Origin of the sequence: Pseudomonas meliae (assembly GCF_001400515.1) — a bacterium.
GTDB lineage: Bacteria > Pseudomonadota > Gammaproteobacteria > Pseudomonadales > Pseudomonadaceae > Aquipseudomonas > Aquipseudomonas amygdali.
In genome coordinates this window covers 1-9576 of the sequence record NZ_LJQT01000434.1, presented here as the reverse complement: position 1 = coordinate 9576, position 9576 = coordinate 1, and the positions used below count along the sequence as shown (strand labels likewise).

The 9576-nt window shown below is 56.0% G+C and carries 10 protein-coding genes, 1 tRNA gene and 1 pseudogene; 10 read left to right on the top strand and 2 right to left on the bottom strand.

The annotated features are described in order from the left end of the window. Positions 1 to 345: 345 nt before the first annotated feature. Complete coding sequence (locus tag ALO64_RS20155; protein WP_004662375.1) at positions 346 to 651, bottom strand: hypothetical protein; 306 nt, start codon at positions 649 to 651, stop codon at positions 346 to 348. 360 nt (positions 652 to 1011) lie between these two features. Here ALO64_RS20155 and thrS point away from each other — a divergent pair, with 360 nt between their 5' ends. The 9 genes from thrS to ALO64_RS20110 all read left to right on the top strand — a co-directional run bounded on the left by thrS (position 1012) and on the right by ALO64_RS20110 (position 8461). Continuing rightward, positions 1012 to 2934, top strand: a complete 1923-nt coding sequence (thrS, locus tag ALO64_RS20150; RefSeq protein WP_044343790.1) for a threonine--tRNA ligase — start codon at positions 1012 to 1014, stop codon at positions 2932 to 2934. Next, complete coding sequence (gene infC, locus ALO64_RS20145) at positions 2934 to 3485, top strand: translation initiation factor IF-3 (protein WP_170855886.1); 552 nt, start codon at positions 2934 to 2936, stop codon at positions 3483 to 3485. Before thrS ends, infC begins: the two co-directional genes overlap by 1 nt. Before the next feature lie 60 nt (positions 3486 to 3545). After that, complete coding sequence (rpmI, locus tag ALO64_RS20140) at positions 3546 to 3740, top strand: 50S ribosomal protein L35 (RefSeq protein ID WP_002553160.1); 195 nt, start codon at positions 3546 to 3548, stop codon at positions 3738 to 3740. Positions 3741 to 3769: 29 nt separating this feature from the next. Further along, positions 3770 to 4126 carry a 50S ribosomal protein L20 gene (rplT, locus tag ALO64_RS20135; protein ID WP_044343791.1) on the top strand — a complete coding sequence of 119 codons (357 nt, stop codon included), beginning with the start codon at positions 3770 to 3772 and terminating at the stop codon, positions 4124 to 4126. Positions 4127 to 4230: 104 nt separating this feature from the next. Continuing rightward, positions 4231 to 5247, top strand: a complete 1017-nt coding sequence (gene pheS, locus ALO64_RS20130; RefSeq protein WP_002553162.1) for a phenylalanine--tRNA ligase subunit alpha — start codon at positions 4231 to 4233, stop codon at positions 5245 to 5247. A 28-nt stretch (positions 5248 to 5275) separates the two neighbouring features. Then, on the top strand, positions 5276 to 7654 hold the full coding sequence (gene pheT / locus ALO64_RS20125) for a phenylalanine--tRNA ligase subunit beta (RefSeq protein WP_044343792.1): 2379 nt from the start codon (positions 5276 to 5278) through the stop codon (positions 7652 to 7654). Between the two features lie 3 nt (positions 7655 to 7657). Then, positions 7658 to 7960 (top strand): integration host factor subunit alpha, encoded by a 303-nt coding sequence (gene ihfA / locus ALO64_RS20120; RefSeq protein WP_002553164.1) that lies wholly within the window; start codon positions 7658 to 7660, stop codon positions 7958 to 7960. Then, positions 7941 to 8297 (top strand): MerR family transcriptional regulator, encoded by a 357-nt coding sequence (locus tag ALO64_RS20115; protein WP_002553165.1) that lies wholly within the window; start codon positions 7941 to 7943, stop codon positions 8295 to 8297. Before ihfA ends, ALO64_RS20115 begins: the two co-directional genes overlap by 20 nt. Positions 8298 to 8384: 87 nt before the next feature. After that, positions 8385 to 8461: transfer RNA gene (locus tag ALO64_RS20110), tRNA-Pro, on the top strand. Positions 8462 to 8537: 76 nt separating this feature from the next. Here the strand turns inward: ALO64_RS20110 and ALO64_RS25365 are convergent. Continuing rightward, a pseudogene (locus tag ALO64_RS25365) lies at positions 8538 to 8844 on the bottom strand (tyrosine-type recombinase/integrase); the annotation flags it as partial. 185 nt (positions 8845 to 9029) lie between these two features. On the opposite strand from ALO64_RS25365, the gene ALO64_RS20105 reads away from it, so the two are divergent. Then, the gene (locus tag ALO64_RS20105; RefSeq protein ID WP_044343794.1) at positions 9030 to 9335 is read left to right on the top strand and encodes a hypothetical protein; all 306 of its coding nucleotides are present in this window, start codon (positions 9030 to 9032) and stop codon (positions 9333 to 9335) included. The last annotated feature ends 241 nt before the right edge of the window (positions 9336 to 9576 follow it).

Here is a 9576-nt window from a genome sequence, read left to right as displayed (position 1 = left end):
CCTTTTTCATCGTTGAACCATTTTACGGTGCCGGTTTGGCGATTAGACATGGTGTATCTCCAGAAACATAATTTTCAATAACGTGCTGCTCAGGCCAACTGGGCACACGGGCCTATCATAGTCGAAATGCGCAAAAAGACAGCTACTAAGGTGATCTCTTTAGTCTGGGTCGCTGCATATGCAAAGCGTCATACACATAAAGTGGCTAAATGATGTCTCTGCCAGTCTTGCATCAAGACTATTCGGGATATGCTGAAAGCCCCGCTCTGCAAGGCTTTCAGGTTGGCGGCGGGGCGTAGCTCTCGGCATTTCAGGCAGCTGCTTTACTGCGTTAAAAAAAATGATTTATTTTGATTTGGTGCAGTTTTCGGCAACCAGTTTCTGCAGTTTTTGCGTCAATGCAGGGGCAGGAGCGCTATCGGTACTGCTCAATGCTTCGATTTCCTGCTGAGAAAACTCCTTGTTCACTACCCGGGCGCTGCAATCGCAATGAGCCTGCGCGGCCTTGGCATCTTGCTTGTGCTGATTCGCCGCAGCGATGCATTCCTGGGTGAACGTGTCTTGCACGGTTTTTTCCATGGCAGCCTGAGCGCCCCAAGGGGCCATGACGGCGGCGCAGGCGAGGAGTGCGGACAGACGGGAAAGCTTCATGGTGTTCTCCTTTTGCTGACTTTAGTGAACAAGGAAACGTACAGGATCCTGACTGGTTAAGACGCCCATCAAGCCAGCCAGTTCAGGTGACGTGTTATTTGGCGTGATTTACGCATATGAACGTCCGGTGTCGGTCGAGCTGTGCTAGGATGCGCGTCCTGTTATTTTCAAGTGTTCCCATTGCTGATGGCTTTGGACGCGACGCAGGCAGGTTTTTCGTACATTCCAGTCATCTGGTCCGGTTCAAGGTTGGCCCCAAGGCTCCTGCCACTGTGAGGCAGGCATACCACCGGATCACGTACTGGCTCATCCCAACCCACGTGACCTTTGGTAGGGGTCACCACTAGGAGAGGAGGCGCCATGCCAACTATTACTCTTCCCGACGGCAGTCAACGTTCATTCGATCATGCGGTTTCCGTAGCCGATGTCGCGCTTTCAATCGGTGCCGGGCTGGCCAAGGCCACCGTGGCCGGCAAGGTTGACGGCAAGCTCGTCGACGCCTGCGACCTGATCGAAAACGATGCCAGCCTGCAGATCATCACCCCCAAGGATCAGGAAGGACTGGAAATAATCCGTCACTCTTGCGCTCACCTGGTCGGGCATGCGGTCAAGCAGTTGTATCCGACTGCAAAAATGGTCATCGGCCCGGTGATCGACGACGGCTTCTATTACGATATCGCCTACGAGCGCCCGTTCACGCCTGACGACATGGCGGCGATCGAGCAGCGCATGCAGCAGCTGATCGAAAAAGATTACGACGTCATCAAAAAAGTCACCCCGCGCGCTGAAGTGATCGAGGTGTTCACCGCCCGTCATGAAGACTACAAACTGCGCCTGGTCGAAGAGATGCCGAACGAGCAGGCCATGGGCCTGTATTACCACGAAGAATACGTCGACATGTGCCGTGGCCCGCACGTGCCGAATACGCGTTTCCTGAAATCGTTCAAGCTGACCAAGCTGTCCGGTGCCTACTGGCGCGGTGACGCCAAGAACGAGCAATTGCAGCGTGTCTACGGCACTGCCTGGGCTGACAAGAAGCAGCTGGCTGCCTACATTCAGCGCATCGAAGAAGCCGAAAAGCGCGATCATCGCAAGATCGGCAAGCGCCTCGGCCTGTTCCATACCCAGGAAGAAGCGCCGGGTATGGTGTTCTGGCATCCGCAGGGCTGGACCCTGTATCAGGTGCTCGAGCAGTACATGCGCAAAGTGCAGCGCGAGAATGGCTACCTCGAGATCAAGACCCCGCAAGTGGTCGATCGCTCGCTCTGGGAGAAATCCGGGCACTGGGCCAACTACGCTGACAACATGTTCACCACCGAGTCCGAGAGCCGCGACTACGCGATCAAGCCGATGAACTGCCCTTGCCACGTGCAGGTGTTCAATCAGGGCCTGAAGAGCTATCGCGAGCTGCCGATGCGTCTGGCCGAGTTCGGTGCCTGCCACCGTAACGAGCCGTCGGGGGCCTTGCATGGCATCATGCGTGTGCGTGGCTTTACTCAGGACGATGCTCATATCTTCTGTACCGAAGATCAGATGCAGGCCGAATCTGCCGCATTCATCAAGCTGACGCTGGATGTCTACGCCGATTTCGGTTTCAAGGACATCGAACTCAAATTGTCCACTCGCCCTGAAAAGCGTGTAGGCTCCGACGAGCTTTGGGACCGTGCCGAGACGGCGCTGGCCTCTGCGCTCGACAGTGCTGGTCTGCCCTATGATCTGCAGCCGGGCGAAGGCGCGTTCTACGGTCCGAAAATCGAGTTTTCCCTGAAGGACTGCCTCGGCCGGGTCTGGCAGTGCGGCACCTTGCAGCTGGACTTCAACTTGCCGATCCGTTTGAGCGCCGAGTACGTTTCGGAAGACAACAGTCGCAAGAATCCGGTCATGTTGCACCGTGCGATCCTTGGGTCTTTCGAACGTTTCATCGGAATTCTGATCGAGCATTACGAGGGCGCGTTTCCAGCCTGGCTGGCGCCTACTCAGGCAGTGATCATGAATATCACTGACAAACAGGCCGATTTTGCCCTTGAAGTGGAAAAAACTCTGGCTGAAAGCGGGTTTCGTGCCAAGTCCGACTTGAGAAATGAAAAAATTGGCTTTAAAATCCGCGAGCATACTTTGCTCAAGGTTCCTTATCTCCTCGTGATTGGAGATAGGGAGGTTGAAATGCAAACTGTCGCTGTGCGTACACGTGAAGGCGCTGACCTTGGCTCGATGCCGGTTGCCCAATTCGCTGAATTCCTCGCACAAGCGGTTTCCCGGCGTGGTCGCCAAGATACGGAGTAATTATTATTAAGCGTGAAATGAGACAAGATAAACGAGCTGCACCCAAGGCCCCGATCAATGAAAATATCTCGGCCCGCGAGGTTCGTTTAATTGGCGCTGACGGCGAGCAGATTGGCATCGTCTCGATTGATGAAGCGCTTCGTATTGCCGAAGAGGCTAAGCTGGATCTGGTAGAGATTTCTGCCGACGCACTTCCTCCGGTCTGCCGTGTGATGGATTACGGCAAATCGATCTTCGAGAAGAAGAAGCAGGTTGCTGCAGCGAAGAAAAACCAGAAGCAGATCCAGGTTAAAGAAATCAAGTTTCGTCCAGGGACGGAGGAAGGGGATTACCAGGTAAAACTACGCAACCTGGTACGTTTCCTGAGTGACGGGGACAGGGCCAAGGTATCGTTGAGATTCCGCGGTCGTGAGATGGCCCACCAGGAGCTGGGTATGGAGCTGTTGAAGCGGGTTGAAGGTGACCTGCTCGAATACGGTTCCGTCGAACAGCATCCTAAGATGGAAGGACGCCAGCTGATCATGGTCATCGCCCCGAAAAAGAAGAAATAACCACCAGGGCACGGCAGGCCTTGCGGTTATATTTATCAACTGAATGCGGAGTATCCGAACATGCCAAAGATGAAGACTAAAAGTGGTGCAGCTAAGCGGTTTTTGAAAACCGCCAACGGCATCAAGCACAAACACGCTTTCAAGAGCCACATCCTGACCAAAATGTCGACAAAGCGTAAGCGTCAACTGCGCGGTAGCAGCTTGCTGCATCCGTCTGACGTGGCAAAAGTCGAGCGCATGCTGCGCCTTCGTTAATTTTGATCAAGATATAGAGGAAGTAACTCATGGCTCGTGTAAAGCGTGGCGTCATTGCCCGTAAGCGTCACAAAAAAATTCTGAAACTTGCAAAAGGCTACTACGGCGCGCGTTCACGCGTATTCCGTGTTGCCAAGCAAGCGGTAATCAAGGCAGGCCAATACGCCTACCGTGACCGTCGTCAGAAAAAACGTCAGTTCCGCGCTCTGTGGATCGCTCGTATCAACGCTGGTGCTCGTGTTAACGGTCTGTCCTACAGCCGTTTCATTGGCGGCCTGAAAAAAGCGTCCATCGAGATCGACCGTAAGGTTCTGGCTGATCTGGCAGTGAACGAAAAAGCGGCGTTTGCTGCGATTGTCGAGAAAGCTAAAGCCACCTTGGCCTAAGTCCCCGACAATCACTGGCCCCGGTTCTCCGGGGTCGGTGTTAAACGTCATAAATAGGGGAAGAGCCTTCAGCTCTTCCCCTATTTTGTATCTGGAGTCTGTACATGGAAAACCTGGACGCGCTGGTCTCTCAAGCTCTTGAGGCTGTGCAAAGCGCCGAAGATATCAATGCCCTGGAGCAAATCCGGGTTCACTACCTCGGCAAGAAAGGCGAGTTGACTCAGGTGATGAAGACCCTGGGGAACCTGCCAGCTGAAGAGCGACCGCAAGTCGGCGCGCTGATCAACGTTGCCAAGGAGCGTGTCACAGAGGTTCTCAATGCACGCAAGGCATCGTTCGAGCAGGCAGAACTGACTGCCAAACTCGCCGCCGAATGCATCGACGTGACCCTGCCGGGCCGCGGCCAGACCTCCGGTGGTCTGCACCCGATTACCCGTACTCTGGAACGTATCGAACAATTCTTCACGCACATTGGCTACGGCATCGCCGAAGGCCCTGAAGTCGAAGACGATTACCACAACTTCGAGGCGCTCAACATCCCAGGCCATCACCCGGCCCGGTCGATGCATGACACCTTCTATTTCAATGCGAACATGCTGCTGCGCACCCATACCTCACCGGTACAGGTCCGCACCATGGAATCGCAACAGCCGCCGATCCGCATTGTCTGCCCAGGCCGTGTGTACCGTAGCGACTCCGATATCACCCACTCGCCGATGTTCCACCAGATCGAAGGTCTGCTGGTTGATCGCGACATCAACTTTGCCGACCTGAAAGGCACCATCGAAGAATTTCTGCGGGTGTTCTTCGAGAAAGAGCTGGCCGTGCGCTTCCGTCCTTCGTATTTCCCGTTCACCGAGCCGTCGGCAGAAGTGGATATGGAATGCGTGATGTGCAGCGGCAAGGGCTGCCGTGTCTGCAAGCAGACTGGCTGGCTTGAAGTCATGGGCTGCGGCATGGTCCACCCGAACGTGCTGCGCATGTCGGGCATCGACCCTGAAGAGTTTCAGGGCTTCGCGTTCGGCATGGGCGTAGAGCGTCTGGCCATGCTGCGTTACGGCGTCAATGATTTGCGCCTGTTCTTCGACAACGATTTGCGGTTCCTCGCGCAATTTCGCTAAGTCGTAACGAACCTTTCAGGAGAGCAGGATGAAATTCAGTGAACAATGGCTGCGTGGCTGGGTAAGCCCGCAGGTTTCCCGCGACGAGCTGGTTGCTCGTCTGTCGATGGCCGGTCTTGAGGTTGACAGCGTCACGCTGGCCGCCGGCGTTTTCAGTGGAGTGGTCGTGGGCGAGGTGCTGAGCACCGAACAGCACCCCGATGCCGACAAGCTGCGCGTGTGCCAGGTCAGCAATGGCAGCGAAACCTTTCAGGTTGTGTGTGGCGCGCCAAACGTGCGCCCCGGTTTGAAAATTCCGTTCGCCATGATCGGTGCCGAGCTGCCGGGCGATTTCAAGATCAAGAAAGCCAAGCTGCGTGGCGTCGAGTCCAACGGCATGCTGTGTTCGGCTGCCGAGTTGCAGGCTGGCGAGGACAATGATGGCCTGATGGAGCTGGCCGCCGATGCGCCGGTCGGTGAGGACATTCGCGTCTACCTGAACCTGGACGACGCCAGCATCGAGGTCGACCTGACCCCGAACCGTGGCGACTGCCTGTCGGTGGCCGGTCTGGCGCGTGAAGTCGGTGCGCTGTACGCCACTGACGTCACCCGTCCGCAGATCGCTGCTGTCAGCGCTGTGCACGATGAAGTGCGCCCGGTCGAAGTATTGGCTCCGGCTGCATGCCCGCGTTACCTGGGCCGCGTCATCCGCAACGTTGATCTGTCGCGTCCGACTCCGTTGTGGATGGTCGAGCGCCTGCGTCGTTCCGACGTGCGCAGCATCGATGCCGCTGTCGACATCACCAACTACGTGATGCTCGAGCTGGGTCAGCCTCTGCATGCTTTCGATCTGGCCGAAATCAACGGTGGCATTCGTGTGCGCATGGCGGAGGAGGGCGAGAAACTCGTTCTGCTCGACGGTCAGGAAGTCAGCCTGCGTGCCGACACCCTGGTCATTGCCGACCACCAGCGTGCTCTGGCAATCGCCGGTGTCATGGGTGGCGAGCACAGCGGCGTAACTGCCGGTACTCGTGACATCTTCCTGGAAAGTGCTTTCTTCGACACCATCTCGGTGGCTGGCAAGGCGCGTTCCTATGGTCTGCACACCGATGCCTCGCACCGTTACGAGCGTGGTGTTGACTGGCAGCTGGCCCGTGAGGCCATGGAGCGGGCGACTGGCCTGCTGCTGGAAATCACCGGTGGTGAGGCTGGCCCGATAACAGAAGTGGTCAGCGAAAAGCATTTGCCATCGATTGCTCCGGTTACGTTGCGCGCCAGCCGCGTCGAGCAGATGCTCGGTCTGGTCATTGAAAACGCCGAAATCGAGCGTCTGCTGACAGGTCTCGGCCTTGCTGTGACTACCGAAGCCGACGGGCAGTGGCGTGTCGAAGTGCCAAGTCATCGTTTCGACATTAGCCTTGAGGTAGATCTGATCGAAGAGCTGGCACGTCTGTACGGCTACAACCGTCTGCCGGTCCGTTACCCGCAAGCCCGTCTTGCTCCTCAGGCCAAGGCCGAAGCCAAGGGCGATCTGCCTGAGCTGCGCCGCCTGCTGGTTGCCCGCGGTTATCAGGAAGCGATCACCTACAGCTTCATTGACCCGAAATGGTTCGAACTGTTCTCGCCGGGCGCCAAGCCACTGTTGCTGGCCAACCCGATTTCCAATGACATGGCCGCCATGCGCGCCTCGCTATGGCCGGGTCTGGTCAAAGCGCTGCAGCACAACCTCAACCGCCAGCAGGACCGCGTACGCATGTTCGAAAGCGGCCTGCGCTTCGTCGGTCAGCTTGACGGCTTGAAGCAAGAGCCGATGCTGGCGGGTGTGGTATGCGGCAGCCGTCTGCCGGAAGGTTGGGCGCAAGGCCGTGATGCGGTCGATTTCTTCGACGTCAAGGCTGACGTCGAAGCGGTTCTGGGTTTTGCCGGTGCGCTGGGTGAGTTCACCTTCACTCCGGGCCAGCATCCCGCCTTGCACCCAGGCCAGACAGCTCGCATCGAGCGTGATGGTCGCGAAGTCGGCTTCCTGGGCGCCATTCACCCGGAACTGTCGAAAACCCTGGGCCTGGATCGTCCGGTGTTTGTTTTCGAGCTGGTTCTGGCTGAAGTATCGACAGGCCGTCTGCCGAAATTCCACGAGCTGTCGCGCTTCCCGGAAGTGCGTCGCGACCTGGCATTGCTGGCTGATCGCGACGTTTCGGCCAGTGCCGTTCTGGACGTTATTCGTGAAAATGCAGGCGAGTGGCTCACAGACCTCAGGTTATTTGATGTTTACCAGGGTAAAGGCATTGATCCGCATAGAAAAAGCCTTGCAGTCGGCTTGACCTGGCAGCATCCATCGCGCACTCTTAATGACGATGAGGTAAACGCAACGACACTTGCTATCCTCACCTCGCTTGAGGAGAGGTTAAACGCCACGTTAAGGAAGTAGCGTATGGGGGCTCTGACGAAAGCTGAGATGGCCGAACGTCTGTACGAAGAGCTGGGCCTGAATAAACGGGAAGCCAAGGAACTGGTTGAACTGTTTTTTGAAGAAATCAGGCACGCTCTGGAAGATAACGAGCAGGTGAAGTTGTCAGGTTTTGGCAACTTCGACCTTCGAGACAAGCGCCAACGGCCTGGGAGAAATCCCAAGACCGGTGAAGAAATTCCGATTACGGCGCGCCGTGTGGTCACCTTTCGTCCAGGGCAGAAGCTGAAGGCCCGAGTTGAGGCATATGCTGGAACCAAGTCATAACGATGAGCTACCGCCGATCCCCGGCAAACGCTACTTCACCATCGGTGAGGTTAGCGAGCTCTGCGCGGTAAAACCGCACGTTTTGCGTTATTGGGAGCAGGAGTTTCCTCAACTCAACCCCGTCAAGCGACGCGGAAACCGCCGGTATTATCAGCGCCAGGACGTGCTGATGATCCGTCAGATCCGCGGCTTGCTCTACGATCAGGGCTTCACCATTGGTGGTGCCCGACTTCGTCTTACCACCGGGGAACCGAAGGACGATACCCAGCAGTACAAGCAGATGATCCGGCAGATGATTGCCGAGCTGGAAGACGTACTGGTTATGCTCAAAGCGTAATTGAGCAACCAGGATACTTCCAAAATTCAAATGCTTAGGGTATATTTCTCAACGTTTTCGCAGGTTACAAACAGATACACGCCTAGTCGGGGCGTAGCGCAGTCCGGTAGCGCACTAGCATGGGGTGCTAGGGGTCGAGTGTTCGAATCACTCCGTCCCGACCATATTTTTCAATGACTTAGGCCAATGTTCGCAGCATTGGCCTTTTTCATGCGCGTGACTTTTGCGTGACTCTTTTTTTCATGCCTGCCTCCTCTTCAAAATCGTCAGAACCGGTCCGCGTGAATCGGTGGCTGACACCATGTTCGCGGCTTCAATCAGATGCCCTGGTTCAGCGCCCGATTAAGGCTGGTGATGCTGCCGTTCTTTTGCCCAAGCAGTGCCTTTCGATCTTCCTGCGTGACGCCCGCGACGACCGAAGGTGCCCCAAGTCGTGAATCCTGATGGACAGATAGCCTGGGAGAGCGGGGCGAAAGTTTTCCTCCGGCCAAAGTTTCGCCGCGCGCACCGTTGCCTTTTTCCAAGCAAAGTCGTTCATCCGGTGCATGCACGCTTTCATCTGGCAGCGTACGCATTATATCGATGCAGTCGCCTACCAATATCTGGTGGCGCTGACTCATATCGAATTCCGAAGGGTGGCGTGAGTTGATTAAGTGGTCTATTAACTTGATGAGGGTCTTAACGAGGAGCGCAGCCTTGGTCGGTAGAATTTCTGATTCAGAACTTCATGAAATGCGGATTCGCAAGCTACAGAACGACATCTCTGATTCAGCGCGTCTCGGCATACCCGTGAAATTCATGCACCTGTCGGCTCTGACACCCACCAGCAGAGAACATCATGTTGAAAGGCATGGTGAGCTCTTCACCGGGCAGGAGATGCTTGATTGGTGGGCAGAGGGGGATAACCGTGTGCGCTGTCGCTGTGCATGCACCCCAGTGCTTTTAGATAATCAGGGTATGCCTATGACTCCAGACCTCATGGCTAAAGCCAAGATGGACCTGAAGGCTTTGAAAGCGTCCTGGTCTCATGGTTCGTAGCATTCAGCGTAATAGGCGAGGCTGGGGTTAGGCCGTGATGCGCTCGCCGACCACCTTTTCGTATCTTGCAATCAGGCGATGTGGCTGACACCCATACACCAATGACCCTGACTACTTGCCTGCGCCAGATCCCTCATCTCGAAATTGATTGATGTGACACATGTTGCGCGCATCGGCTACCGGATCTATCGCTGACCGCTTTAGGGAAGGTCTGAAGTAGCCGGATGTTTTCCGGCTACCG